This is a genomic window from Aceticella sp. 75b-Ac, assembly GCF_056032965.2.
In genome coordinates this window covers 435,902-461,887 of the sequence record NZ_CM190971.1, presented here as the reverse complement: position 1 = coordinate 461,887, position 25,986 = coordinate 435,902, and the positions used below count along the sequence as shown (strand labels likewise).

General features: G+C 30.3%; 29 protein-coding genes, 1 other RNA gene and 1 other annotated feature. Of the genes, 1 reads left to right on the top strand and 29 read right to left on the bottom strand.

Annotation, left to right across the window (positions count from 1 at the left end; genetic code table 11):
* Nucleotides 1–19: 19 nt before the first annotated feature.
* From AC0LWJ_RS02450 to AC0LWJ_RS02430, 5 genes are all read right to left on the bottom strand, one after another.
* A complete protein-coding gene (locus tag AC0LWJ_RS02450; RefSeq protein ID WP_284679230.1) occupies nucleotides 20–463 on the bottom strand; it encodes an RrF2 family transcriptional regulator in 444 nt (147 codons plus the stop codon).
* A 219-nt stretch (nucleotides 464–682) separates the two neighbouring features.
* Entirely contained in the window at nucleotides 683–1,336 is a 654-nt protein-coding gene (uppS, locus tag AC0LWJ_RS02445; protein ID WP_474236965.1) for a polyprenyl diphosphate synthase, read from the bottom strand.
* Nucleotides 1,337–1,570: 234 nt separating this feature from the next.
* Complete coding sequence (locus AC0LWJ_RS02440; RefSeq protein ID WP_474236966.1) at nucleotides 1,571–2,887, bottom strand: replication-associated recombination protein A; 1,317 nt, start codon at nucleotides 2,885–2,887, stop codon at nucleotides 1,571–1,573.
* Between the two features lie 72 nt (nucleotides 2,888–2,959).
* A complete protein-coding gene (gene trxA / locus AC0LWJ_RS02435; RefSeq protein ID WP_474236967.1) occupies nucleotides 2,960–3,280 on the bottom strand; it encodes a thioredoxin in 321 nt (106 codons plus the stop codon).
* 49 nt (nucleotides 3,281–3,329) lie between these two features.
* A complete protein-coding gene (locus AC0LWJ_RS02430; RefSeq protein WP_284679256.1) occupies nucleotides 3,330–3,602 on the bottom strand; it encodes a metal-sensitive transcriptional regulator in 273 nt (90 codons plus the stop codon).
* A gap of 311 nt (nucleotides 3,603–3,913) precedes the next feature.
* Here AC0LWJ_RS02430 and AC0LWJ_RS02425 point away from each other — a divergent pair, with 311 nt between their 5' ends.
* A complete protein-coding gene (locus AC0LWJ_RS02425; protein ID WP_474236968.1) occupies nucleotides 3,914–5,110 on the top strand; it encodes a mannosyltransferase family protein in 1,197 nt (398 codons plus the stop codon).
* A gap of 79 nt (nucleotides 5,111–5,189) precedes the next feature.
* On the opposite strand, the gene AC0LWJ_RS02420 is transcribed toward AC0LWJ_RS02425, so the two are convergent.
* The 24 genes from AC0LWJ_RS02420 to fliM all read right to left on the bottom strand — a co-directional run bounded on the left by AC0LWJ_RS02420 (nucleotide 5,190) and on the right by fliM (nucleotide 25,977).
* Nucleotides 5,190–5,957 (bottom strand): tRNA threonylcarbamoyladenosine dehydratase, encoded by a 768-nt coding sequence (locus AC0LWJ_RS02420; RefSeq protein WP_474236969.1) that lies wholly within the window; start codon nucleotides 5,955–5,957, stop codon nucleotides 5,190–5,192.
* 16 nt (nucleotides 5,958–5,973) lie between these two features.
* A non-coding RNA gene (ssrS, locus tag AC0LWJ_RS02415) (6S RNA) lies at nucleotides 5,974–6,152 on the bottom strand.
* Nucleotides 6,153–6,207: 55 nt separating this feature from the next.
* Nucleotides 6,208–7,977: an aspartate--tRNA ligase gene (gene aspS, locus AC0LWJ_RS02410; RefSeq protein ID WP_474236970.1), complete on the bottom strand. Its 1,770-nt coding sequence runs from the start codon at nucleotides 7,975–7,977 to the stop codon at nucleotides 6,208–6,210.
* The gene (gene hisS, locus AC0LWJ_RS02405) at nucleotides 7,977–9,248 is read right to left on the bottom strand and encodes a histidine--tRNA ligase (RefSeq protein ID WP_474236971.1); all 1,272 of its coding nucleotides are present in this window, start codon (nucleotides 9,246–9,248) and stop codon (nucleotides 7,977–7,979) included. The genes aspS and hisS overlap by 1 nt, the downstream gene beginning before the upstream one ends.
* 54 nt (nucleotides 9,249–9,302) lie before the next feature.
* Nucleotides 9,303–9,502, bottom strand: a binding site (T-box leader).
* A 31-nt stretch (nucleotides 9,503–9,533) separates the two neighbouring features.
* Nucleotides 9,534–9,788: a copper amine oxidase N-terminal domain-containing protein gene (locus AC0LWJ_RS02400; protein WP_474236972.1), complete on the bottom strand. Its 255-nt coding sequence runs from the start codon at nucleotides 9,786–9,788 to the stop codon at nucleotides 9,534–9,536.
* Nucleotides 9,789–9,854: 66 nt separating this feature from the next.
* Nucleotides 9,855–10,040, bottom strand: a complete 186-nt coding sequence (locus AC0LWJ_RS02395; protein WP_474236973.1) for a hypothetical protein — start codon at nucleotides 10,038–10,040, stop codon at nucleotides 9,855–9,857.
* Between the two features lie 12 nt (nucleotides 10,041–10,052).
* Nucleotides 10,053–11,414, bottom strand: a complete 1,362-nt coding sequence (locus AC0LWJ_RS02390) for a flagellar assembly protein A (RefSeq protein ID WP_474236974.1) — start codon at nucleotides 11,412–11,414, stop codon at nucleotides 10,053–10,055.
* 23 nt (nucleotides 11,415–11,437) lie between these two features.
* A complete protein-coding gene (locus tag AC0LWJ_RS02385; RefSeq protein ID WP_474236975.1) occupies nucleotides 11,438–12,178 on the bottom strand; it encodes a FliA/WhiG family RNA polymerase sigma factor in 741 nt (246 codons plus the stop codon).
* A 15-nt stretch (nucleotides 12,179–12,193) separates the two neighbouring features.
* A complete protein-coding gene (locus AC0LWJ_RS02380; RefSeq protein ID WP_474236976.1) occupies nucleotides 12,194–12,685 on the bottom strand; it encodes a chemotaxis protein CheD in 492 nt (163 codons plus the stop codon).
* 1 nt (nucleotide 12,686) lies between these two features.
* Complete coding sequence (locus AC0LWJ_RS02375; protein WP_474236977.1) at nucleotides 12,687–13,292, bottom strand: chemotaxis protein CheC; 606 nt, start codon at nucleotides 13,290–13,292, stop codon at nucleotides 12,687–12,689.
* A 14-nt stretch (nucleotides 13,293–13,306) separates the two neighbouring features.
* Nucleotides 13,307–13,723 carry a chemotaxis protein CheW gene (locus AC0LWJ_RS02370; protein ID WP_284679266.1) on the bottom strand — a complete coding sequence of 139 codons (417 nt, stop codon included), beginning with the start codon at nucleotides 13,721–13,723 and terminating at the stop codon, nucleotides 13,307–13,309.
* Between the two features lie 14 nt (nucleotides 13,724–13,737).
* Nucleotides 13,738–15,690, bottom strand: a complete 1,953-nt coding sequence (locus AC0LWJ_RS02365) for a chemotaxis protein CheA (protein ID WP_474236978.1) — start codon at nucleotides 15,688–15,690, stop codon at nucleotides 13,738–13,740.
* 20 nt (nucleotides 15,691–15,710) lie between these two features.
* Nucleotides 15,711–16,346 (bottom strand): flagellar brake protein, encoded by a 636-nt coding sequence (locus AC0LWJ_RS02360; RefSeq protein WP_474236979.1) that lies wholly within the window; start codon nucleotides 16,344–16,346, stop codon nucleotides 15,711–15,713.
* A gap of 14 nt (nucleotides 16,347–16,360) precedes the next feature.
* Nucleotides 16,361–17,197, bottom strand: a complete 837-nt coding sequence (locus AC0LWJ_RS02355; protein ID WP_474236980.1) for a MinD/ParA family ATP-binding protein — start codon at nucleotides 17,195–17,197, stop codon at nucleotides 16,361–16,363.
* A gap of 1 nt (nucleotide 17,198) precedes the next feature.
* Complete coding sequence (locus tag AC0LWJ_RS02350; RefSeq protein WP_474236981.1) at nucleotides 17,199–18,218, bottom strand: flagellar biosynthesis protein FlhF; 1,020 nt, start codon at nucleotides 18,216–18,218, stop codon at nucleotides 17,199–17,201.
* Nucleotides 18,208–20,229 (bottom strand): flagellar biosynthesis protein FlhA, encoded by a 2,022-nt coding sequence (gene flhA, locus AC0LWJ_RS02345; RefSeq protein WP_474236982.1) that lies wholly within the window; start codon nucleotides 20,227–20,229, stop codon nucleotides 18,208–18,210. The genes AC0LWJ_RS02350 and flhA overlap by 11 nt, the downstream gene beginning before the upstream one ends.
* A 10-nt stretch (nucleotides 20,230–20,239) precedes the next feature.
* On the bottom strand, nucleotides 20,240–21,313 hold the full coding sequence (flhB, locus tag AC0LWJ_RS02340) for a flagellar biosynthesis protein FlhB (RefSeq protein WP_474236983.1): 1,074 nt from the start codon (nucleotides 21,311–21,313) through the stop codon (nucleotides 20,240–20,242).
* Nucleotides 21,314–21,323: 10 nt separating this feature from the next.
* Nucleotides 21,324–22,106: a flagellar biosynthetic protein FliR gene (fliR, locus tag AC0LWJ_RS02335; RefSeq protein WP_474236984.1), complete on the bottom strand. Its 783-nt coding sequence runs from the start codon at nucleotides 22,104–22,106 to the stop codon at nucleotides 21,324–21,326.
* A gap of 7 nt (nucleotides 22,107–22,113) precedes the next feature.
* Nucleotides 22,114–22,383: a flagellar biosynthesis protein FliQ gene (gene fliQ / locus AC0LWJ_RS02330; RefSeq protein WP_474236985.1), complete on the bottom strand. Its 270-nt coding sequence runs from the start codon at nucleotides 22,381–22,383 to the stop codon at nucleotides 22,114–22,116.
* A gap of 11 nt (nucleotides 22,384–22,394) precedes the next feature.
* A complete protein-coding gene (gene fliP, locus AC0LWJ_RS02325) occupies nucleotides 22,395–23,144 on the bottom strand; it encodes a flagellar type III secretion system pore protein FliP (protein ID WP_474236986.1) in 750 nt (249 codons plus the stop codon).
* Complete coding sequence (gene fliO / locus AC0LWJ_RS02320; protein ID WP_474236987.1) at nucleotides 23,122–23,511, bottom strand: flagellar biosynthetic protein FliO; 390 nt, start codon at nucleotides 23,509–23,511, stop codon at nucleotides 23,122–23,124. The genes fliP and fliO overlap by 23 nt, the downstream gene beginning before the upstream one ends.
* 10 nt (nucleotides 23,512–23,521) lie before the next feature.
* Nucleotides 23,522–23,881: a response regulator gene (locus AC0LWJ_RS02315; protein ID WP_474236988.1), complete on the bottom strand. Its 360-nt coding sequence runs from the start codon at nucleotides 23,879–23,881 to the stop codon at nucleotides 23,522–23,524.
* A gap of 19 nt (nucleotides 23,882–23,900) precedes the next feature.
* Nucleotides 23,901–24,992, bottom strand: coding sequence for a flagellar motor switch phosphatase FliY (fliY, locus tag AC0LWJ_RS02310; RefSeq protein ID WP_474236989.1), 1,092 nt, complete (start codon nucleotides 24,990–24,992; stop codon nucleotides 23,901–23,903).
* A complete protein-coding gene (gene fliM / locus AC0LWJ_RS02305) occupies nucleotides 24,985–25,977 on the bottom strand; it encodes a flagellar motor switch protein FliM (protein WP_474236990.1) in 993 nt (330 codons plus the stop codon). The genes fliY and fliM overlap by 8 nt, the downstream gene beginning before the upstream one ends.
* Nucleotides 25,978–25,986 lie beyond the last annotated feature (9 nt).

Sequence of the window (25,986 nt, the reverse complement as noted above, 5' to 3'; positions counted from 1 at the left end):
CCTAAATACTATAATAAATTTATAAAATAAATGCGTTTTTTTGATCCGTTTTTTTGTAATCCTCTAACATGTCCTGCAATGTTATTGAGTCAATAACTTTATTTATACTATCTCTTATCTTTTCCATAACAATTTTTGTCGGACATTTATCCGCTCTATTACATTCGAAAGGAACATCCTCTATAACACAATCTGCAGGTGCTAATGACCCTTCAAGTGTTCTAATAACATCACCAACGGTTATCTTATCAGGTGGTAAGGATAACATATATCCTCCCTGCGCTCCTCTTACACTTTTTACAAGTTCCGCTCTTCTAAGTATTGCTATTAGTTGTTCAAGGTATTGTTCAGATAATCCTTCATTTTCAGCAATTGTTTTTAAAGAAATCGGTCCTTCTCCATAATACAATGCAAGTTCAAACATTGCTCGTACACTATATCTGACTTTTGTTGATAATTTCATGGAACCACACTCCTAATTCCTACTATTCAGCTCGGAATTACATAAAAAGAATACCACTATATTTGAGTTTTGTCAATATCATAGTTTATTAAAATCACAGTTTGCTCAAATTTCCTTTGTTTTATATTATTAAACTTTTATAATTTCTTATATTCGTAAATCTCGTTAATAACCAAAAGTGTTCTACATAAAACAAAAAGCTCCCATAAACGAGCTTTTTTAACCTCCAAGTGTCACATCCTGTCTGGAATACCACTCTAATGCATTATATAGATGTTCAGGTTTAAAATCAGGCCAGTAATCATCTATTACATAAAAATCAGCGTAAATGGACTGTATAGGCAAAAAACCGCTCAGTCTCCTTCTCCCTCCCCATCTTATTATCAAATCTACCCGTGATATATCTGCTGACGGCAAAAAACTCAATATATTAGCATTGACGTTTGCATTTTTGTAATTAATAAATGCAGAATTCAAATCCCATTGCCATCCATAATTAACAAGAAAATTAACTTTTATTTTACCGTTTCCTAATTGAATCCGTTTGGTATATGGAAGCAGTTCTTTCGGAAACATAGGTGAATTGTAGTTACCGATTACCAGAAGGTTCGCATCTTCTTTTTCAAGCATTCTCACCGCATCCACGCAGGCTTTTTGAAAAGCTATCGTTTGAACAGGTGGTCTTCTTGTATTATCTTGTGTAAAACCGTAATATGTTAATTCTCTAACGCCTAGTTGTTTGCAAAGTCTATATAATTCTAAGCCGGGGTTTAATCCAAAAACATATCCCGCTTCTTTGGACATGTTTTTGCTAACAGCCCAACGCCTATTGCCATCCGGAATTATGCCTATATGGTCAGGTATGCGATACAAATATATTCCTCCAGATCTATAATTTATTTTAGTAATAAGATTATTTCCTTTTAAAGAATAAAGTATACATTAAAACGGTATAAAAAATTAATTTTTTATACCGTTTTAATAATTTTTTTAAATATTCATATGTTGAACCCGCTAAAATGCCATCATGCTTTAGCGTGAACCTTATTTAATGTGCAATACCCATCTTCAATCCCGACAGCTTCCACATCCTTATCCTCCCTTATTTTATTTTTTCAAGTTTTCCAGCCATTCTTTCATCTTTTTTTCGTATCCCAAGAATGAAGGACTATAATATTTACGCCCAATTAATTCATCTGGCAGATATTGCTGAATAACATAATGATTTTTATAATTATGTGCATATTTATATTCAATACCCCGATCTAATTTTTTTGCTCCTTCATAATGAGAATCCTGCAAATGTTTTGGTACTGTACCTGTCCTTAAGCTCTTTACATCTTCTAATGCCATGTCTATACCTTTAATAGCCGAATTGCTTTTAGGAGCACAAGCAACATATATCGCAGCTTGTGCTAATATAATCCTTCCTTCAGGCATGCCTATGAAATTTATTGCATTAAAAGCAGATACAGCAAGAATTAGAGCATTGGGATCGGCATTTCCGACATCTTCGGCAGCGCATATTACAATTCTTCTTGCAATGAATTTTGGATCTTCACCTGCATATATCATTTTTGCAAGCCAGTATAATACTGCATCAGGATCAGAGCCTCTCATACTTTTTATAAATGCAGATACTGTGTCATAATGGTTATCACTATTTTTATCATACTTCAATGCTTTTTTCTGTATACTTTCTTGTGCGACATTTAAATCTATATATATAATTCCGTTTTTGTCAGGTGATGTTGTTAAACAAGCAAGTTCTATAGCGTTTAGAGCAGCTCTAGCATCTCCATCGGCATTATTTATTATATGATTGAGCGCTTCTTCTGTTATTCTTATATTTTCATTTCCCAATCCTCTTTTTTTATCAGTAATTGCATTTAACAATATTTCCTTAATATCCTCATTGCTTAGAGGAAAAAGCTCAAAAATCATTGACCTTGATATTAATGGTTTTATAACTTCAAAATAAGGATTTTCTGTAGTTGCACCAATAAAAATAACCGTTCCATCTTCAACATATGGAAGCAATGCATCCTGTTGTGATTTATTGAATCTATGAATTTCATCAATAAAAAGAATTGTCCTTTTGCCGTACATTGAGAGGGTGTCCTTTGCTTCAGCAACAATCTTTTTTATATCGGAAATACCTGATGTAACTGCATTTATTTTTTCAAAATTGGATTTTGTCGTATTTGCAATAATATTAGCAAGTGTTGTTTTACCGCTACCGGGTGGTCCATAAAATATAAGTGAGGTTATTTTATCAGCCTTTATTGCCCTGTATAACAGTTTGTCTTTTTTAAGAATATGCTTTTGCCCTATGAATTCATCAATGGTTTTAGGGCGCATTCTATCTGCCAACGGAGCATTTTTGTTTCTAAAATTATTTCTTGCCATATCAAACATATTCATATATATCACCTTTTCGCAAAGACAGACAAGGGACGGTTCTCTTGTCTGTATGATAAAATTTTATTTAAATCATTATAAATTTCTATTAATAAAGTTCTCAAATTCTGCTTTGGGTTTTGCACCAACAATCTTTTCAACTATTTTCCCATCTTTAAATATTATAATTGTAGGAATACTCATTACTTTAAACTTCATAGCAAGTTCATTTTTTTTATCTACATTTATCTTGCCTACCTTGACTTTGCCTTCATAATCATGTGCTAATTCATCAATTATTGGTGATACCATTCTGCACGGACCGCACCACTCAGCCCAAAAATCTACTACAACCGGAATATTGGAATTTAAAACCTCTTTCTCAAAATTTTGATTTGTAATTTCAGTTATAGACATTTTTAATTCCTCCTCAGTTAATTTTATATCTTTAATATTTAAAGATATCTTATTTTATAAATTTTATAAATACATCCACAAGTTCATCTATTATTACATCCTGTTTTTCTGTCGTCATTGCATCTCTAACGCAACTGCATGTATAACTTTTAAGAAGTATTTTACCAACACTGTTTATGGCAGACCTAACTGCTGCAACCTGTACAAGCACATCTATACAATACGTGTCTTTATCTATCATCTTTTGCAATCCTTTAACTTGACCTTCAATTTTCCTTAACCTTCTAATCAAATCATCTTTTTTATTTTTATAAGAATCCATATATATCCTATCCTCCTATACCCCTATAAGGTACCTTAATTATAATTCATTAATGATGTTTTGTCAATATATCCATTTTTTGAGTTCTCCTACAACTGATTGATTTATGATAATGTCTTCATATACCACTTTTGATTATATCCCAAATCTAAAAAAGTATGCTATATACTATTCTTTTATATTTGTTTGCATATTTTTTAAGTTGTTGACAAATTTATGATATAATCATAAAGGAAAAATATATTAAATCAAGCATCAAAAATAAAAAATGAATGAAGGGAGAGAAATGGTTATATAAACCATGAAATCATATGTACAAACAGCATAATTTAAAACAAATATTATGGATTTTATCAGCATGGGCTATTTCACGTCTTGCTTTGCTTTTTATAGGATGGGGGGCAAATCTTCGTATCCCAGGAGGCAATCCATCACAACCTTGGCCTATGCCAAATGAACCACTTTTATTTACTATGTGGGACCGATATGATTCCCAATGGTATCTTGCTATTGTACAACATGGCTACAATATTCCAATTAATTCTCATTATTCTCCACAAGCCTTTTTTCCGCTTTACCCTATGTTAATAGGTTTGGTTGAAAGGCTTACAGGTATTCCTCCTGTAATAATTGGTGTAATACTTTCTAACCTCTTTTTTATTGTTGGATTGTTATTTCTCAACCAATTAGTAGAACAGCGCTTTGGTTCAGAAGTAGCTCATACAACAGTGCTTTTTCTTATACTTTTCCCAACAGCCTTCTTTTTTTCTGCAATTTATACTGAATCCCTTTTTTTGATGGGAACAGTGATAGCCTTCTGGGCTGCAGATCGCAACCGTTGGTGGCTGGCGGGTATAGGAGGAGCTATTGCTACCTTAACACGTAATTTAGGTATCATGCTTATTATTCCTTTAATATTGCTTGTATGGGAACAATATGGCAAAAGAGCTTGGCGTAAATGTATACCACTTCTTCTTATTCCGGGGGCTTTTGCACTTTGGGCATTATTTCTGTGGTGGAATACTAAAGACCCTTTACGGTTTGTTCATGCGGAGAGTGGCTGGGGAAGAGTCCTGCAACCGCCATGGATGGGTATTGCTATGGCTTTTTATCGAATAGTAACACCTGCGCCACCCTTCATATGGTCAAAAAATATTTATATAAGTGCCTGGAAACCGCAATTTGCTCCATTTTACAGCTTGATTGACGGAGTATCAGCTTTGGCTGGAATATTTTTATCTCTTTTAGGACGTCGCTACGGGCTGCCTTGGTCATGGATAATATTTGCTTTGATTTGTGTTTTGATTCCAATGTCAGCCCCTACTCTTCATTCCATGACACCATTAGCCAGTATGTCACGTTATATTGTTGTAATCTTCCCCATAATGGTTACATTGGCACAGATGGTTAAGGATAGACCTAACTTAAAAATAGCTCTTATGATCGCATTACCAATGATTCAAGCTTTTTTCTTTATTCTTTTTACAACTTGGAACTGGATCGCTTGAATAATATTTCAAGTACAAAGCAAGGTATTTTCTCACCTTGCTTTTTCAGTAAAAAGTTTAAAGTTATGCTTTCATTCTCTCATTGGCTTAAATAAGTTTGGTAACCAATTAAATCTTTAATTACTTCACCAGCTAATATAAGACCTGCAACTGATGGAACAAATGAAATGCTTCCGGGAATATGATTTCTTTCAGTAGAAGTTTTTTCATTGCTGATTAAACTGTAATTTTCTTCATTTATATCAATTTCATAAAATGGCTTTAAAGGCTTTTCCTTTGAATAGACAACTTTTAAAGATTCCACCCCTCTTTTTTTAAGTTCATGTCTCATAACTTTTGCAAGTGGGCATACACTGGTTTCATATATATCAGCTACTTCAAATTTTGTAGGTTCAAGCTTATTTCCTGCCCCCATACAGCTTATAATCCGTATACCCATATCCTTCGCTTTAGTAATAAGGTCAATCTTTGAAGAAACCGTATCGATGGCATCTACAATATAATCATAATCTTGTGACAATAATTTTTCACTGTTTTCAGCACAATAAAATTCTTTATATGCTAATACCTTTGCATCAGGATTAATATCTAAGATTCTTTCTTTCATTATCTCTACCTTTGGTTTTCTGAGGGTCTTTCTTGTGGCAATTAATTGTCTATTTATATTTGTAATGCAAATCATATCATTATCTACAATTACAAGCTTGCCAATACCACACCTTGCAAGTGCTTCAACTGTATATGAACCAACACCGCCTACTCCAAATACAGCAACCGTACTAACTTTCAATTTATCAAGATTTTCTTTGCCTATTAATAATTCCGTTCTTGAAAAAGAATGAAACATTATATTCCTCCAATAATAAATCCCCATGGTGCCGTTATGCGGCAGTTTTGAACCTGCTCTCGCAGGTGGGTGCTCTCCTGGCAGTTTCATATTTCCATTCGTAGATGGCATATATTCCGCTGTCAGAGTTAAGCTCCCATTTAATATGTGTTGGCTCAAAACAATGACCGTATTACACGAACACCACAGGGTATCTACTTTTTCTATTTATATTTTAACACTTTTTTAATTTTATTTCAATAGTAAACGTTTATTTCTCAATTTTTATATGCAATTCTTCAAGCTGACCTTCTGATACAAGAGATGGTGCATCTGTCATAAGACAGACAGCATTTTGAGTTTTAGGGAATGCAATGACATCTCTTATATTCTCTGTTCCGGTCATAAGCATTGTAAGCCTATCAAGTCCATATGCAATACCGCCATGTGGTGGTGCACCATACTTAAATGCATCAACAAGGAATCCAAATCTTTCTTGGATCACTTCATTACTGAAACCCAATATCTTGAACATCTTTTTTTGAAGTTCTGTATCATGTATTCTAATACTTCCTCCACCTATTTCAACACCATTTATTACCATGTCATATGCTTTTGCTCTTACACTTCCCGGATTTGAATCAAGCAATTCCAAATCCTCATCCTTTGGAGATGTAAATGGATGATGCATTGCAACATATCTTTTTTCTTCTTCGCTGTATTCTAAAAGGGGAAAATCTAACACCCATAAAAATTCATATTTATTCTTATCAATCAAATTAAATCTTCTGCCCATCTCAAGTCTTAAATGCCCTAATGAATCATAAACAACTGAATTATTTTTATCGGCAATCATTAATATCAAGTCACCTTTATCTGCTTCCATTCTTTTTAAAATTAAAGACATTTCCTCATCTGTAAGAAATTTTGCAACAGGTGATTTAATACCTTCTTCCATTACTTGTATCCATACCATTCCTTTTGCTTTATATGTTTTAACAAATTCTATTAATTCGTCTATCTGTCTCCTTGGAATTGCAGCTGCACCTTTTACATTTATTGCCCTAACAGAACCTTTATTCAAAATAGCATCATTAAATACTTTAAAACTGCAATTTGAAACAATATCTGTTAAATCTTTTAATTGCATATCAAATCTCATATCAGGTTTATCAGAGCCAAACCTGTCCATAGCCTCCTGATATGTCATTCTTTTAAATGGTAAAGAAACATCTACATCTAATATTTCTTTAAATAGCTTTGCTATCATTTTTTCATTTAATGAAAGTATATCATCAACATCTATAAAAGACATTTCCATATCAATCTGCGTAAATTCCGGTTGTCTATCAGCACGTAAATCTTCATCTCTAAGGCATTTAGTAATTTGATAATATCTATCAAAACCCGACAGCATTAAAAGCTGTTTAAATATCTGGGGAGATTGCGGCAGTGCATAAAATTTACCCGGTTGTACCCTGCTTGGAACAAGGTAATCTCTTGCGCCTTCTGGCGTACTTCTTATTAGTAAAGGTGTTTCAATATCGATAAACCCATTTTTATCAAGATATTCCCTTACTAACTTTGTTATTTTATATCTTGTCATAAATGTTTTTTGCATTGAAGGTCTTCTTAAGTCTATATATCTATATTTAAGCCTCACTGCTTCAGAAACATTATTGTCTTCCTCTACCATAAATGGTGGTGTTTCTGATTTGCTTAAAATCTTTAATGTTTCTACATAGACCTCTATTTTACCTGTTTTTAATTTTAAATTTATGGTTTCATCAGATCTTTTTACTACTTTTCCTTTTACAGCTAAAACATATTCTGTCCTTACAGATTGTACTTTATCAAAAGCTTCTTTTGAAATTTGCTCATTAAATACAATCTGTATAAGACCTGTCCTATCTCGTAATTCAATAAATACTAATCCCCCAAGGTCTCTTCTTTTCTGAACCCAACCCATTAAAACAACTTCTTTGTTTATATCATCTAATGTTAATTCCCCACACATATGAGTTCTTTTTTGTTTTTCCATTATTTATTCCTCCCTATATAATCTTTTATTTTTTCATATATTTCATCAATTTTTATCTCTATTTCAGAACCATCTGCCATATTTTTCAGCTTAGCACTTTTCTTTAGAACTTCATCTTCCCCTATTATAATTACAAATTTAGCATTAAGCTTATTGGCATATTTCATCTGTGCCTTTAGGCTTCTTTTAATGCTATCCATTTCAACACTTAAACCTGCACGCCTAAGCTTATAAACAAGAGAAAAAATATATTTTTTTGTATTTTCACCTGCACATGCAATAAAAAGGTCTGGTCCTGTTGGTAATGGTATTTCTATTCCGCTATTTCCAAGTAAAAGAATAAGCCTTTCAAGACCTAATCCAAAACCAACAGCTGGAAAGGCGGGACCTCCGCATTCTTCCACAAGACCATCATATCTACCTCCACCGCAAACCGTTCCCTGTGTACTTAGGTCATTTGATATTATTTCAAATGCTGTCCTCGTATAATAATCAAGTCCTCTTACTATTCTCGGATTAATTAAAAATTTAAACCCTATGGCTGTCAAATATGTTTTCAAATCATCAAAATGCTTTTTACAATCATCACAAAGAAAATTCAAAATAAGCGGGGCATCTTTTAAGATTTTCTTACAATTTTCAACCTTGCAATCTAAAACCCTCATTGGGTTTATCTCATATCTGGCTTTACAATCATCACAGAGATTTTCTAAATTTTCTTTTAAAAATCCTCTTAAAACCTTATTGTATTCCTTTCTGCATTCAGAACAACCAATACTGTTAATATTAAGTTCAAGATTTCTTAATCCCAATTCCTCAAATAACGTCATTGCAATACTTATTATTTCAACATCAGCGGAGGCATCTTTTGCTCCAAACATTTCAACACCAAATTGATGATGTTCTCTTAATCTACCCGATTGTGGTCTTTCATATCTGTATACAGGTGTAAAATAATAAAGTTTTGTTGGTTGAGTTTCTGCATATAGGTTATGTTCTATAAACGCCCTGACAGTAGGCGAAGTTCCTTCAGGCTTCAGTGTTATACTTCTGCCTCCTTTATCAGTAAAAGTATACATTTCTTTTCGTACGATATCTGTTGACTTACCCACACCTCTTAAAAATAATTCAGTATGTTCAAAACATGGAGTCCTAATTTCCTTAAATCCAAAATTATTACATATGTTTCTAATTTTATTTTCTATATACTGCCATTTATATATTTCTAATGGTAATACATCTCTTGTTCCTCTTGGGGCTTTTGTTAACATTGTATCAACTCCTTAAAATTACATAAAATAAAACCCCACGTCTGCAATATTCATTGCAGGGACGAGAGGTTTTTCCCGTGGTGCCACCCTGATTATAACTTATTTCTTTAACGCAGATTCACGGATATAACCTACATATCGGCTATTCTGCTCATAGGTGTCTTTCATAATCACATGAATATAAAGATACTTTCAGTCACGGTATCTTCTCCCTGTATACCTGTTATTACTACTCTCCTAATCATTGCAATTCTCGATATCATTTGTTTATTTGTTATTATAGCTTTAATATAAAAATGTGTCAATATTTTTTAGAAGATTCATGCTGGTTTGTCTTAGAATGTAAATACAGTTTTTAAATCGATCGGCATAAGCAATATAACGTAACGGTAAAAATGTTCTGTCATCTTTTATATATGGTGCAACATCCATTGGATAAGGTTGTCCATTTATACTGTATTCATTTTTTCCTATAGTAAATATTGCCGTAAAATTTGCTTCTGCAAAAACTAATGATTTTAATTTAAACCTTAATGTCAATATGCCCTAAAAATTTATTTTTCTTTTTCTTTTTTTCTTTTTCATTTCTTTTTTCATTATTTCCTTTTATATGCATCTTAAATGTTTCATTGTTTTATTTATTCTATTCTTTTTTATTTTATTCTCATTGTCATATGATATTGCAAATTGCTGAACATAAACATCATTTTTTTGAATTTCTATCTGCTTAATATTACTTACTTCAACTGATTTCGGTATGGCAACCTGCAGGTCAAGAGGGTTAATAGACATAACATCATCCCCTTATTTATATGGTAAAATTTTAATGTTACTACCGTCTTTAATAAACATAGTATATTCATATGTATCATTTATTTGCAATGTTATTTCGTCAATAATAATTTTTGAACCGGGATAAATATTTTCCGACACTTTTATTATACCATAACCTTCTTTTTTTGTGATCATATTTAATTCATTTAACTCATCTAAAAGTATTTGATTTTCTTCAACTAATTGTTCTACAAAAATCTTTACTTTTTTATATATCTCAATTTTATTATCAGATATGCCAAGTTTTTCAAAATAATCTATAATTTTTTTTAGATCATTAATATTTTTTGTATTAACATTTATTTTGTCTGATATCTCTTTTATCCTTAATCTTTTTTCAGGTGAAACCCCTACTTGAAGTTCAGTTCGTGTAGACGTCTTTGAACCTACATTTTTAGCATTTATTGATTTTGCTGCTACAACTGTGCTTCCAACAATTAACCCTTTTTTACCTATCATGTTTATGCTGCCATTGCACCTAACATTGCTATAAATTATAGCCTCACTTGTTATGTCGCCATCTGCTGAAATATCACAATTTTGTATATACTTTGAAACTATATCTCCACCAGAAATCAGTTTGGCTTTACCATTACCTTGAATACCCTTATGTATTATAATATTACCTTTGGCATTAACTGTTGCTCCTTCTACTACACCAAATATTTCTATATCTCCTTCGCTTCCTACAGAAAAAGCAGACCTTATATTTCCAGATATAATTAAACTTGCATTCGTTTTTATATTTCCTACAAATGCATCAATATCTTTTACTTCAATGACTTCATTAACTTCTAATTTTCCATTTTTTTTTATAACATGTCCATCAATTGATGATAGTAATAAATTGTTTTCAATATAAGTATTTTTCCCCGCTGGTAAATCTACTTTTTTTCCTTCTTTGCATTTTACTATTTCTCCAAATATATTAATACCATCTTTGCCTGGAACAGAATCCAGTTTTTTTGCTAAAAGATCACCCTTCTTAACATTTTTATATAATTGCAAATCTTTATAGTCTACACATTCATTTTTCAATATCTTTAGAGTTGAAATATTATTAAAATCAATATTCAATTCTATTTTTTCGTCTTGACCATCAATTGGTTTAATACCCTGTGCTATCAGAATCTTATTATTTAAACTATGTTCTTTACAAATTTTCTCTATATTCTCATATATAATTCCAAATGAAATATTATATTTCTTCAAAGTATTTAAAATATTAACTTCTGTTAATATCTCTCCATCTAAATCCTTTACAATTGTTAAGTAAGCCTCTTGTTTATCTTTTGTGATATCAATTTTAAAACTGTATCTTAAATCATACATATATTAAATCCTCCAGATGTAAATTAATAATAATTAGATAAAATTCCCCTCAATTTATTTATTGCCTTTGAATGGATTTGAGATATCCTGGATTCTGTAAGTCCTAAAACTTGACTTATTTCCTTGTAATTTAAATCTTTATAATAATAAAGAGATATTACCAGTTTTTCTTTGTCTTGTAATTCATCAATTGCCTTTGCAATCTTTTTTTTAAGGTCCTGTGCTATTATTTCGTCTTCTGGATTTACTAAATCATTATTTGTCAAGGAATTTATCTTTATATTATTTTCAATAGCCTCCTCAAGTGAACTTATAATGCCAGCATTGATATAAGTTAATGTCTTTAAAATATCATTTTTTGGCAAACCTGAAACATCTATTATTTCTTCTATTGAGGGATCTCTCTTATATTTCCGTTGTAAAATTTCAATTGCTATTTCAATTTTTTTATACTTTTTTTTCAAACTTCTTGGTATCCAATCTTTTTTTCTTAAGTAATCTATTATTTCACCTTTAATTCTTATGGAAGCATATGTTTCAAATTTTACTCCTTTTGATATGTCATATTTATTAACTGCATCAATTAAGCCAATCATTCCCTGGCTTAATAGGTCATCAAAGTCAGCCTGACTTATTTCTGAAATACATAATTTTTTTACTACATGCTTAACAAGAGGCATATATCTAATTATAATATCATCTTTTATCTTATCGTCTTTCATGGAAATATATTTTCTCCATAAATCTTGCTCTATAATGGACATAAAAAACATCCCCCATTAAATAAATTTTATACCATGTCCTATAGTTTTAATAAGCATTTTACCGTCATTTGAATTGAATTCTATTGTTCTTCCATAATTACCACCTGTATCTTCTGAAATTAAAGGAATATTAAACTCACTTAAAACTTCCTTAGTTGCAACAACATTTCTATTACCTATATTCATAATATCTAAATTTACTTTAGAAGAAAACATTTGAGCACCACCGGCTATTTTACTAACTATTTTTTTTCGTTTTGCGCCAATTTCCTCCATCATATTAATTAACATTTCAATACCAGTATCTGCAAATTTAAATTTATTTGTATTATGAGCAGTTATGCTGCTATATGGAAGCATAATATGTGCAAGCCCAGATATTTTAGTATCAATATCATAAAGTGCAATCCCTACACATGACCCTAAGCCTATTGTATGCAATTTCCCCGGATATTTAATTACCTTGGCATCTGCCATTCCAACCCTTATGTTGTTAAAATCTTCCATATTATTCAGCTCCAAGTGAATCTAAAATTAAATTAAAAGAATCTATATCCGGTATCAGAAAAAAGTCTCCCTGTATTTGTTTATTTCCTTCAGAAAATTGCGTTTCAATAAATAATATTTTATCAGATAGTTCACCAAATTTAATTGCCGGTACACTTAATATAGCCCCTGCCATATCTATACATATTGCAGGAGGCGATATCTTTATATTTAATGATGTTAAAGTGGATAATGAAGATATATAACTACCTGCCATTATATTACCTATTTCCTGTAAAGCTGATTTTGCCATTTCATCAAATTTGTTATTTATTTTAACTCCCATTAAATATTCAACAAGGAATGCTGCACTTTCTATATCTAAAGAAAATAATATGTTTCCATTTATACTTCCTTCTAAATTGAAGTAAATACCTGCTATGATTGTTTCCGGCAAACCAAAAATCTCTTGTAGCTGAGTAAAATCCATAATTTTTACCTTAGGAATTTTCATATCTATTTTTTGATTAAGCATTGTAGCAAGTGCCGTAATCGCATTTCCTACCCCAATATTACCCAATTCTTTCAATATATCCAAATATTTATTGTTTAAATTCTCTATTTCCATTGTTTCACATCCTATTAAGATATTAATTTATCTAAATTAACAATAAGTAAAATTCTATTACCAATTTTGCAAATTTTATCGACCATATTTAAGCCTGTAATAGAATTATCATTATCTTCTGTAACATCTAAGTTTTTTTCATCGATTTCTACAATCTCATTTGCACTATCAACAATTATTCCTATTAAAATATCATCATGTTTCAGTATTACAATACGGTTTTTATCTTTTAATTGATTTTTATTAAATCCTAATTTTTCCCTCAATGATATTATCGGGATTATATCGCCGCGTATATTTACAACACCCTCCACATAGGATTTAGCCTTTGGAACCCTTGTTATTTTCATTATCTTTTCTATTGATTGAACTTTATCTATCTCAATTGCATAATCTTCATCTTCTACTTTAGTAACAATATATAAACTCAATTAAAAACACCCCTTTAAAATAAATTATTAGAGTCTATTATTAAAGCAACTTGTCCATCGCCAAGTATTGTTGCACCTGAAACAATTTTAATGTTACTTAAATATTTCCCAAGTGGCTTTATAACAATTTCTTGCTGACCTATTAATTCATCAATGATACATGCAGCTAAATTTTCACCTTTTTTAAGAATAACACATATTAAATCAACATTTAATCCTGTGTTTTCTATTTCTAGTATTTCATTTAATCTAATTAAGGGTATTACCTTGCCTCTATATAATATTACTTCTTTCCCCTGTACTTTGTGAATTTCATTTATATTTTTATGTACAACTTCTGAAATTGAATTAAGTGGAAAAGCATATTTCTCATCTCCGACTTTTATTAATAGAGCCTGTATAATTGCTAATGTTAAAGGTAACTTAATAACAAATTTAGTTCCCTTGTTTTTCTCAGTTATAACATCAACATCACCATTTAACGCTTCAATTTTAGTTTTTACTACGTCAAGACCAACACCTCTACCTGAAATGTCGGATATTTTATCAGAGGTGCTAAACCCGGGTTCAAACAATATTTTTATTATCTTGTCTTTTGAAATTTGATTTAGCTCTTCTTTTGACATAAAGCCCTTTTCTATAGCTTTTGTTTTTATTTTGTCTAAGTCAATGCCAGCTCCATCATCACTAACTTCAATAATAACATTATTTCCTTCATGATATGCTTTCAAGTTTATAATCCCAGTTTCTGATTTTTTCATCTTTATTCTTTCTTCTGGTGTCTCAATTCCATGGTCTATTGAGTTTCTTATTAAATGAACAAGTGGATCACCAATTTCATCAATTATGGTCCTATCAACTTCAGTTTCTTCCCCATACATATTTAATGTTATTTTTTTGTTTAATTCACGTGAAACATCCCTTACCATTCTTGGAAAACGACTAAAAACTCTTTCGACTGGTACCATTCTAACCTTCATTACAGCATCATGTAGATTCGTTGTAATTCTTTCAAGATATTCTATTGTAGAAGCTTTTTCAGAATTTTTATTATCAGATTCAATATCTTCTAATCTTGTCTTTACAATTATAAGTTCACTTACAAGATTCATCAGATTATCAAGTCTTTCAATATCAACCCTCACTGTTTTTGTAGTTTTAGTATTTTTTTGAACATTTTTGATTTCATTGTCTTCTTTCTTCTCGACTTTTGACATTTCTCTTGGAAATAATATTTCTTCAATTGTTATCTCTTTTAATTCACTGATCGAAAGCAATTTTTCTTTTATGTATTCCTTATCAAATTTACTTAATAAATGGATTGAAAATTCACTTTCAAATTTTTCGTCTTCAATGTCCTCTATAGATGGCGAAGAATTAATAATATTACCCATCTTTTCCAATTCATTAAAAATAATAAAAGCTCTTGCAGATTTCATTATACAGCTTTTGTCAATAACGATTTTAATCCTAAATGAGTTATATCCTTGTTTCAAGGCCTCTTCAATGAGATCTTTTTCATATATATTTATATCTTGTTCTGTTTCTGTTGGAGTTACCTTAATATTTGTTGCAGCTATTTCATTTTTATCGGAATTTATATTATCAAGTAAATTGATTAAATCTTCAACATTTAATGTATCATTACCTTTTTCTGTTATCAAATCAACCATTTCACTTAGTGTATCAACACATTTAAATAATATCTCCATTACATTATCTGTAACTTCAATTGTATTATTTCTGATATCCTGTAGTAAGTCCTCCATCTTATGTGATAATTTATTCATATTCCCAAAACCCATTGTAGCCGCCATTCCCTTGATTGTATGAGCAGATCTAAATATTTCATCTATGATATGTTTATCATTACTGTTCTTTTCAAGGTCAAGCAGATTGTTATTTAAGCTTTCAATATGTTCTTGGGATTCCTGTAAAAACATTTCGAGATATTGATTATTATCCATTTTTCCTCCTCCAATACATGCTAAAAATACATATCACGTTTTTTATATTTCCTTTCTTCTTCAAAGATAAAAGTTATTATCTGGTCACGAAGTTTATCATTTATATCAACAAATTGTACTCCAATCTCATATCTATCCTTATTTAAATCACATCTGATAATTTTACCTTTAACCGCAATTTCCTTTAATAAATCAGATAATTTTATATTACAAAAAATAATTGAATTATTTGTATTCCTATGTTTTATTACAGCTTTAAATCCCTCACCACTGATATCTTTTATTAAACCTGTAAAAAAATTTTCTTTTTCATCATCTGCTTCTTTATAAGTGAAAGGAATTATTTTCTCCAATCTATAATATTTTCTTCTTTGAATTTTAGTTATTTCTGATATCTGTTTTACCTGTAAAAAAGATAGATTTCCAGAAAATTTATTGATGACCTCTGCATCAAAAGCAAATTGACCATTTTTATTAAAAAATATTATCTGAATAATTGAGCTTAGATGTATCGGAACTAAATGATTATGATAGATGGGTGTATCAATCAATATTGTCCCATCTTTTGATACATCTTCTACTTTAGTAAAGTAATATTTTTTATTTCTTCCTATACCAATTTCTATTCTTTGACCTGGTTTTAAATTCTTTAGCATATTTAACACCCCATTTATCTTTTAAAAATTTTTTTAAAAATTCCCATCAACCCATCTTGTTTATATTTTACTTCTGTTTTTGAAATTTTCATTGCTATTTCCATAATATCTTTTGATATATTGCTATTTTGATATTTAATAAGTATAGGAATTTGCGCCTTTATACATTCACTTATTCTCCCATCTTCTAATAAAAATCCAAAATCATTAATTTTAATACCTATAAAATGAGATACTACACTATTAAATCTATTAAATACTTTTTTGTACTCATTGTAATTTTTTGCTTTATTCACAATAATATTGATTACAGTATTTTTTTTAGCAAGCAAGTTTTTTATCAATAAATAAGCATCCATTATTGATGTAGGCTCTGGAGTAATTATTACTAACACTTCATCTGCTGCATTAATAAACTTTTGTACGGTACTATTAATACCTGCTCCTGTATCAATTATTATAAAATCTGAATAATAATCTAAAATCCTTATATTGTTTAAAAATATATCAAAATCCATATCTGATTTTAAAAAATCAAAATCACCACCGGATGTAATATACTTTAATCCAAGAGGACCTTCGTTTATTATATCGATTATTTTCTTTTTATTATAAAGTACATCATACAAAGTATATTTAGATATAGTACCAAGCTCTATTTCAACATTTGAAAAACCTATATCTGCATCAATAAGGAGTGTATTATAACCTAATTTCTTAAGAGCAAGGGATATATTTACTGCTATGCATGTTTTGCCAATTCCCCCCTTTGCTCCAGTTACTGTAATTACCCTGCTTTTTGAATGGGAAGGTTTTGAAAATAATTCTCTTAATTTTTGTGCTTGATCCATATTAATTCACCTTTAATATATTTTTAATTATAATATCAATATCAGCCAATTGTATATCATCAGGAACATTTTGTCCATTTGTTATGTAAGATAAAGGTTTTTTTGAATAATACACAGAGTTTAATATTGTACTATAATTATCTGTTTCATCCAGTTTTGTAAAAATCAAACTATAATTGTTTATGAATTCATATGTATCAATAATTTTTTTCAAATCCATTGATTTAGTAGCAGCACTTAAGCATAAATAGACTTTATTGCAAGCACTGTATTGAACAAAACTTTTTAACTCATTAATCTTTTTTTCATCATTGTGGCTTCTTCCAGCAGTATCAATAAGAACCATATCATACATATCAAGTTTTTCTTTGGCTTTATGCAATTCAAAAATATTATTAACTACTATTACAGGTACACCAAGAATATCACCATAAATTTTTAATTGATCCACGCCAGCTATTCTAAAAACATCTGCTGCTACAAGAATAACCTTTTTATTTTCTTTTAAAATTAAATTAGAAGCTATCTTTGCAATTGTTGTAGTTTTTCCAACACCTGTTGGTCCAATAAACAGAATCCTGTTTTTTTCAGACATCTTCAACTGTTGTGGAATACCCATAAAAGTTTTCATTCTTTTACGTAATAATTCAATAGTTTCATTATTGATAGACATTAAGCCCTCAGTCAATAAAGAGGTCAATTCTTTATCAACGCCTCTTTCTAATAAAAATTCTACTAAATTATTTGTTTCTTCAAATACAGCATCATCTTTTTCCTTATCTTTTAATGCTTTCAGCAGCATTTTTATCTCAGAAACATCTTTTTTTAAAATATTACTTTCTGATATATGATTTTCTTCTACTGCTGCAAAAACTTCCACTTTTTTCTTTTGAAAAAAACCTTTGATCCCCTTATTTCTTATTTTATTTTGATGTAGTATTATTGCGTTGCTTCCCATATCTAATTTTATCTTTTGCAAAGCATCTTGATAATTATCTGCTATATAGCGTTTAACCTTCATTTAATTTCACCATCCCAATTGATAAAATCTCAATATTTGGTAATAACTCATTATATGATAATACAACAATGTCCCTTGATATTTGTTCAACTAATTTTTTAAAATAAAATCTTATTACAGGAGCCGTTAAAATTATTGGCTGATCCCCCTGTAACATAATCTTCCTTACCGTATCATTAACAGCCCTTATAATCTTTTGCATTAAATCAGGTTCTAAAGTAAGGTAGGTACCATGTTCCGTCTGATTTATTGCACTCTGTATCGACTGTTCAATTGAAGGCTCCAATGTTATAACTTTTATTTTGCCATTTACAGCATATTTATTCGAAATAGTTCTTGATAACGCCTGTCTTACATATTCTGTTAAAATATCCGTATCTCTTGTTGTTGGTACATAATCAGCAAGGGTTTCAAGTATTGTTACCATATCTCTTATTGATAGTTCTTCTCTTAATAAATTACTTAAGACTTTTTCAATTTCTCCAAGACTTAATAATTTTGGTACTATTTCTTCAACAAGAGCAGGATTGGTTGTTTTTATATTATCAAGCAGTCCTTGTACCTCCTGCCTGCCAATTAATTCGTATGAGTGTTTTTTTATGATATTTGTTAAATGTGTTGATATAACTGATGGCACATCAACAACCGTACATCCTAATGCTTCAGCTTTTGACTTCTCGATTTCTTCAATCCACAAGGCAGGAAATCCAAAAGCAGGTTCTTTATCGGGGATTCCCTTGATACTATCATTTTTATCTCCAGCTTGCATGCACAAATATCTATTAATATAAACCTTCCCCCTTCCTACTTCTGTACCCCTTATCTTTATTACATATTCATCTGGTTTTAATTGTATATTATCTCTTAATCTTACCATTGGAACAACTATTCCAAGGTCAAGGGCTATCTGCCTTCTAATCATTACAATTCTATCTAATAGTTCGTTGCTTGCAAAAGGTATTAATTCATAACCAAATTCTAATTCAATTGGATCTACCTGTAATAAATCATAGACCTTTTTAGGATCCCGTATTTCTTCAAGCTCTTTTATATTTTCAGTTTTTTCATCTTCCTCAGGAATAATTTTTTTATCATTAATATAACCGAGATAACCAAATAATGAACCTATTAATAACAAAGGTATTGCTGGCAACATCGGAATAAATGCCATGATAAACAGCAAAACAGCCGTGATTTTTAATATTTGGGGTTCGCGAAATAACTGTTTTAAAATTTCAGTACCTATATTTGATTCTGAAACTGAACGGGTTACTATTATACCTGTTGCAGTTGAAATCAATAACGCAGGGATTTGACTTACAAGTCCATCTCCAACAGTTAAAATAGTATACGTATTTACAGCTTGAGTGATATCCATTCCCTTCATTGTTATACCAATAACCAACCCTGCTAATATATTTATTACCATTATTATAATACATGCAATTGCATCACCTTTGACAAATTTACTAGCACCATCCATGGAACCGTAAAATTTTGCTTCTTCTTGTATTTTCCTTCTTCTGTTTGTTGCTTCTTTATCAGTAATAATACCAGCATTTAAGTCCGCATCGATAGACATTTGCTTTCCTGGCATTGCATCAAGAGTAAATCTTGCAGAAACTTCTGAAACCCTTTCAGCACCTTTTGTAATAACAATAAACTGAACTATTGCTATTATTATGAAAACAAGTAAACCTACTATAGGATTACCACCTATGACAAAACTACCAAAGGCCTGTATTACTTGTCCGGCAAAGGCTTTACTTAAAATAAGCCTCGTGCTTGAAATGTTTAGAGATAATCTCAATAATGTGGTAACAAGAAGTATGGAAGGAAATATTGAGAACTCCATTGGGTCTTTTATGTACATTGTTGTAAGTAGTATTATAATCGATAAAGTTATATTTAAAATTAACAAAAAATCCATTATCTCAGTCGGTACCGGTATGATAATTATCAATATTATACAAACGACAAAAATGGCTGCAAGTGAATCAGAGTATTTCAAAATAATCCTCCTATTCTTCCTTTAAACTATAAACATATGCAAGAACTTCCGCAACAGCCTGATATAATTCAGGTGGAATAATATCTCCTATCTCCGCTGATTTATAAAGAGCCTGTGCTAAAGGCTTGTTTTCGACAATAGCGATATTGTATTTTTGGGCTTCTTCTTTGATTTTAATAGCTACAAGGTCCTGCCCCTTTGCAATAACAATAGGTGCATCATTTATTTTATTGTCGTACATTAATGCAACTGCAATATGAGTAGGATTTGTAATGATTACATCTGCTTTACTTATATCCCTCATCATTCTCCTCATGGAAATCTGCCTTTGTTTTCTTTTGATTGCCGATTTTATTTGTGGATTTCCCTCTGTTTCTTTAAATTCTTCTTTTATATCATCTTTACTCATTTTTATATTTGCTTCAAACTCTCTCCACTGAAATATATAATCTATTATGCTAAGTACAATTAAAACAATTGATATTTTTAAAAGCACACCACTTATTATGCAAAGACTGTACTTCATTATATCCTGTACAGACATATCAAGCAATTCTGGTATTCCTTTATATTGTCCTATTAGAAAAGAGTAAATTACATATATCATTATTGAAATCTTCGCTACGGCTTTAACAAGCTCCAACAATGCTTTTTTCGAAAATATTCTTTTGAATCCTTCAAAAGGATTTATTCTTTCAATCTTTATATTTAAAGGCTCTAATGTAAATAGAAATCCAACTTGTGCATATGTAACTACTATGGATATCAAAAAAACTGCTAATATTATTGGCAATATAATTCCTATGAAATTTGAAAAAATAACATTTCCAAACCGTTCTATTCCTTTAACTGTAAACACTTCATCATTTGCACCTGGATAAGTGTAAAATAAATATTTAAACAAATTAATAAATTTACTTACTATTGAATCCAATGATAAATATAAAACTGAAAATCCGGTTATCAAAATTAATGCCGATGTTATTTCCTTACTTTGAAAAACCTGACCTTTTTTTCGAATATCCTGTCTTTTTTTAGGTGTAGCCGGCTCAGTTTTTCCACCGGCAAAAAGCTGTATATTCATAGCTTAAACATCATCCTTTTATCATTGCTTTCATTAACAAAAATATATCTGCATACATGCCGTTAAACAAGACATCAATTATTGACAGATACATCGGCAGCATAATGAACAAAGTAAAAATTCCTATAAAAATTTTTAAAGGCATACCAACCATAAAAACATTAAGCTGTGGTATTGTCCTTGATATAATGCTTAACGTCAAATCCGACAACATTGTAGCAAGGATTATTGGAAAACTAATCCTAAAACCTAATATAAACATCGTTGATACTATTTTTGTTATTATACTATTCATATTGTTTAATTGGAATGATATTCCTCCTACGGGTATTAAAACATAACTTTTGGCAAGCATAATAAACAAAACATGGTGTCCATTAATTAGCAAAAACAAAAGCAAGGTTATTATGTAAATAAAATTTCCCATAAGAGGTACCTGTGTTTCACTTTGCAAATCCAGTATATTTACTATCCCAAATCCTAATTGGTAATCTATGAGCTGACCAGCAAGATAAATTGCACTGAAATAAATCATTGAAGCAAGCCCTATTAATAAACCAACAATAAATTCCGTAAAAACTATCCATGTATATTGGTATATATTATTCATATCAATGTTTACCTGAACAAAATTCACCAGTATAAGGGTTGTAAAAAAAGCTAATCCAACCTTAAATATAGATGGCAGTGTTTTTGTCCCAAATATTGGTGTAAGTATAAAAATACCCAATATTCTTACAAAAATAATTATAAAATATTGAATATTGTTTAATATAACATCACTTATCCACATATTTAACCTACTTAATAAAATTATTTATATTCATAAATAATTTTTGTGTATAATTTATCATTGTTGTTAACATCCATGGTCCAAACAAGATAATCGATATAAATACAGCTATTATTTTAGGAACAAATGTCAATGTTTGTTCCTGTATCTGCGTAGTAGCCTGAAAAATACTGATTATAAGTCCTACCAAAAGAGCTATAATAAGGAGAGGTGCAGATATCAAAATAGTAATTTTTAATGCCTCTCTTCCTATGTCAAGTACTATACCTGTATTCACAAAAACCACCCCTATCTAAATCCTATAATTAATGATTTGACAAGTAAATTCCAGCCATCTACTAATATAAACAATAACAACTTAAACGGTAAAGATATTAATACCGGAGGTAACATAAACATTCCCATTGACATTAAAACACTGGCAACTACCATATCTATTATCAAAAAAGGTATATATATTAAAAAACCAATTTCAAATGCCGTTTTTAATTCGCTTATTATAAATGATGGTATTACAATTCTCATTGGCAATTCTTCAACATTATTTACCTTGGATTTCGACAATTCTATAAATAAATTTAAATCATTTTTTCTTGTTTGTTTTAGCATGAAATTTTTTAAGGGCTCTTTTGCATTTGTATATGCCTGCTGTATTGATATTCTGCCTGCTATATAAGGCTGTAAAGCATTATTGTTTATTTGAGTACCTATTGGTGCCATAATAAACAATGTTAAAAATAATGAAAGACCTATCAATACTTGATTCGGAGGCATTTGCTGAAGTCCAAGGGCATTCCTTAAAAAGGATAGCACTATTATTATTCTTGTGAAAGATGTCATCATAATTAATATTGATGGCGCAAGGGATAAAACAGTTAACAATAAAACAATTTGAAGGCTTGTTGCTATATCCTTAGGATTTGATGAAAAACCTAAGGATATTCCTAAATTTGGAGTTGCAGGATCTGCATAGGCAGTTCCTGTGAGTAAAACAATTAATATCCCTGTAACTATGCTAATTTTTTTCATCGATATCATTTTTATTACCGCCTAAATACTTATTAGATAAGGTTTTTAATTTTTTAAGTGAAATATCCAGATTGCATTTAAAATCATTTTTTTTGTTTTCCATTACTGCTATATCCTCTTTTTTTATCTTTTTTATATAATTTATATTACTGCTTGTTACGCCAATCAATATGTATTCGCTGCCTACTTTTACAATATAGAGATTTTTATCATGTCCCAAAAATATATGTTCAATTACTTGCATATTATTACTTTTGGTATAACTTAAAGTTTTCTGATTCAATATTTTCGTTACAAAATAAGCCATAAATAGAATAAATACAAAAATCGCCAAAACCCATATGATATTAAATAATGTTCCTGTGAAGCCCGTCATATTTTACTCCTCATTTCAACATCTTTTTTATTGCTTCTATCACTCTATCAGGTTGAAAGGGTTTTACAATAAAATCTTTTGCACCTGCCTGTATAGCTTCAATAACCATTGCCTGCTGTCCCATCGCTGAACACATTATTATCTTGGCATCAGGATCTTTTTCTTTAATAAGTTTTACAGCCTGTATTCCATCAACTTCAGGCATTGTGATATCCATAATTACAAGGTCGGGTTTTTCCTTTATATATTTTTCTACTGCTATTCCACCATTTTCCGCTTCTATTACTGTTCCAAGGTCATTTTTCGTTAAAATATCTTTAATCATCATTCTCATAAATGCTGCATCATCAACAATTAGTATCTTACTCATCATCTATTCCTCCCCTTAATTATATGGAATTAATCCTTTTATTTTCCTGAATTATATCAATTATCCTAACTCCAAAGTTTTCATCGATAACTACCACTTCTCCTTTTGCAATAAATTTTCCATTTACAAGTATATCAACAGGTTCACCTGCAATTTTATCGAGTTCAATAATTGAACCCTCATTTAATTCCAATATGTCTTTTATTAATTTTTTTGTCCTTCCCAGCTCAACTGTAACATTAAGAGGTATATCCATAATTAATTTTAAATTATCTTCGTTCTCTTCTCCTCCCTCAGTTGCTATATCATCAAAGTTTTGAAAAATAACAGGCTTAACTGGTACCCTTTGTTTTTCTTTTATGGTCTTTTCATTATTTTCTGTGGTCTTTTCATTTTCAATCTCAGTACTGTTGTCAATTATCTCATTTTTATCACTCTGAAAAGACTCTTTTTTATCTTCTTCTCTATTTTTTGTAACAACATGTTCTACAAGCTGCTTTGCAAAACTTATAGGCAATAACTGCATAATTTCACTATCGATAATTTCCCCTATTACCATTTTAAAGGCAATTTTGACTACTTTGTCACCCGTAAAAGATATATCCTCAGGCAAACGGGTATTAACATCTACAATAAAAGCCTTAGGTGGTGAAATGTTAATATTCATATTTAACAAGGTTGAAAGTGATGTTGAAGCAGAACCAATCATTTGATTCATTGCCTCACCAATTGCACTTAAATGTAATTCGCTTATTTCTTCTTCCTTAACATCTCCATTACCACCCATCATTAAATCGGTAATTTTAAGAACATCTTCCTTTTTCAATATTAATAAATTGTTACCTTTAAGACCCTCTGTATACTCAACTTGAACCCCAACATATGGAATTTTGAATTCTTGCTTTAACTCCTCCCATGATATTATACTTACACGAGGGGTAGTTATAGTAACTTTGTTTCTCAATAATGTATAAAGGGTTGTTGCAGATGCTCCCATGCTTATATTACCTATTTCTCCCAGGACATCTTGCTCTTCAGCCGTCAATATATCATCATCATTTACACCGCTTAATAGTGCATTTATTTCTTCCTGTGATAAAAAATCACTCATTTCCTTCATCTCCTTTGATGCCCGTCTTAGTAATTTTCACGCAGTTTCTCCTATTTTTTATCCCTGGCTTACCTTTAAATTTTACTTTACCATTTATCATAATATCAATAGGTTCTTTATATTTTCTATCAATAAGAATGATATCCCCAATTTCAAAATTCAATAAATCCTTAACAGTAATTTGTGACGTACCAATAACTGCTGTTACTGGCACATATGTATTGCTTATTTTACTCTTTAAATATTGAATATTTCCTTCCTTTTGTTTATTATTATTAGAAAACCAAAATTTAGTAGTTAACTTTGGCAACACCGGTTCTATTGCAATATGTGGTATGCAAAAATTTATATATCCCTCACTTTCATTTAAATTTATGGATAATGTACACAAAGCAATTGTTTCATTTGGAGATATAATCTGCATAAACTGCGAATTTGTTTCTATCTTTGTTATTTCAGGAGAAAATTCTGTAACATTATTCCATGAATCCTTAACAAAAGGCATTAACTGCTTTGCTATCCTTGTCAATAAACCTATTTCTATTTCCGTATAATCCCTTTGCAACATTTCTGTTTTCCCAACGCCGCCTAAAATTTTATCAATAATTGCAAATGTTGTATTGCTATTTAGTTCCAGCAATATAGGACCTTCCAAAGGTTCTGCATCAATTATTGCAATAAAAACGGGATTTGTAAGGGAATTACTAAATTCATAATATGTAATTTGTTCAACAGAAACAACAGATACCTGTACCAATGTTCTTAAATAGCCAGATAAAAAAGTAGTAAAACTTCTTGACATATTTTCAAAAATCATCTGGAGAGTTCTCAATTGTTCTTTTGAAAATCTATTTGGTCTTTTAAAGTCATAAGGCCTAATCTTATTTTCTTTTTTTTCATTTTTAATTTCTTTTACATCGATTTTTCCGGAATCAAAGGCCTTTAAAAGTGCATCAATTTCATTTTGTGACAATATTTCTGCCATTAGAACCCT

Excerpts from the sequence above, each read along its gene's own strand:
- AC0LWJ_RS02450 (WP_284679230.1), bottom strand. The coding sequence starts at position 463 with ATGAAATTATCAACAAAAGTCAGATATAGTGTACGAGCAATGTTTGAA.
- AC0LWJ_RS02440 (WP_474236966.1), bottom strand. The coding sequence starts at position 2,887 with ATGAATATGTTTGATATGGCAAGAAATAATTTTAGAAACAAAAATGCT.
- trxA (WP_474236967.1), bottom strand. The coding sequence starts at position 3,280 with ATGTCTATAACTGAAATTACAAATCAAAATTTTGAGAAAGAGGTTTTA.
- AC0LWJ_RS02430 (WP_284679256.1), bottom strand. The coding sequence starts at position 3,602 with ATGGATTCTTATAAAAATAAAAAAGATGATTTGATTAGAAGGTTAAGG.
- AC0LWJ_RS02425 (WP_474236968.1), top strand. The coding sequence starts at position 3,914 with ATGTACAAACAGCATAATTTAAAACAAATATTATGGATTTTATCAGCA.
- AC0LWJ_RS02420 (WP_474236969.1), bottom strand. The coding sequence starts at position 5,957 with ATGTTTCATTCTTTTTCAAGAACGGAATTATTAATAGGCAAAGAAAAT.
- aspS (WP_474236970.1), bottom strand. The coding sequence starts at position 7,977 with ATGGAAAAACAAAAAAGAACTCATATGTGTGGGGAATTAACATTAGAT.
- hisS (WP_474236971.1), bottom strand. The coding sequence starts at position 9,248 with ATGTTAACAAAAGCCCCAAGAGGAACAAGAGATGTATTACCATTAGAA.
- AC0LWJ_RS02395 (WP_474236973.1), bottom strand. The coding sequence starts at position 10,040 with ATGTCTATTAACCCTCTTGACCTGCAGGTTGCCATACCGAAATCAGTT.
- AC0LWJ_RS02390 (WP_474236974.1), bottom strand. The coding sequence starts at position 11,414 with ATGTATGATTTAAGATACAGTTTTAAAATTGATATCACAAAAGATAAA.
- AC0LWJ_RS02385 (WP_474236975.1), bottom strand. The coding sequence starts at position 12,178 with ATGTCCATTATAGAGCAAGATTTATGGAGAAAATATATTTCCATGAAA.
- AC0LWJ_RS02380 (WP_474236976.1), bottom strand. The coding sequence starts at position 12,685 with ATGGAAGATTTTAACAACATAAGGGTTGGAATGGCAGATGCCAAGGTA.
- AC0LWJ_RS02375 (WP_474236977.1), bottom strand. The coding sequence starts at position 13,292 with ATGGAAATAGAGAATTTAAACAATAAATATTTGGATATATTGAAAGAA.
- AC0LWJ_RS02365 (WP_474236978.1), bottom strand. The coding sequence starts at position 15,690 with ATGGATAATAATCAATATCTCGAAATGTTTTTACAGGAATCCCAAGAA.
- AC0LWJ_RS02360 (WP_474236979.1), bottom strand. The coding sequence starts at position 16,346 with ATGCTAAAGAATTTAAAACCAGGTCAAAGAATAGAAATTGGTATAGGA.
- AC0LWJ_RS02355 (WP_474236980.1), bottom strand. The coding sequence starts at position 17,197 with ATGGATCAAGCACAAAAATTAAGAGAATTATTTTCAAAACCTTCCCAT.
- AC0LWJ_RS02350 (WP_474236981.1), bottom strand. The coding sequence starts at position 18,218 with ATGAAGGTTAAACGCTATATAGCAGATAATTATCAAGATGCTTTGCAA.
- flhB (WP_474236983.1), bottom strand. The coding sequence starts at position 21,313 with ATGAATATACAGCTTTTTGCCGGTGGAAAAACTGAGCCGGCTACACCT.
- fliR (WP_474236984.1), bottom strand. The coding sequence starts at position 22,106 with ATGTGGATAAGTGATGTTATATTAAACAATATTCAATATTTTATAATT.
- fliP (WP_474236986.1), bottom strand. The coding sequence starts at position 23,144 with ATGATATCGATGAAAAAAATTAGCATAGTTACAGGGATATTAATTGTT.
- fliO (WP_474236987.1), bottom strand. The coding sequence starts at position 23,511 with ATGACGGGCTTCACAGGAACATTATTTAATATCATATGGGTTTTGGCG.
- AC0LWJ_RS02315 (WP_474236988.1), bottom strand. The coding sequence starts at position 23,881 with ATGAGTAAGATACTAATTGTTGATGATGCAGCATTTATGAGAATGATG.
- fliY (WP_474236989.1), bottom strand. The coding sequence starts at position 24,992 with ATGAGTGATTTTTTATCACAGGAAGAAATAAATGCACTATTAAGCGGT.
- fliM (WP_474236990.1), bottom strand. The coding sequence starts at position 25,977 with ATGGCAGAAATATTGTCACAAAATGAAATTGATGCACTTTTAAAGGCC.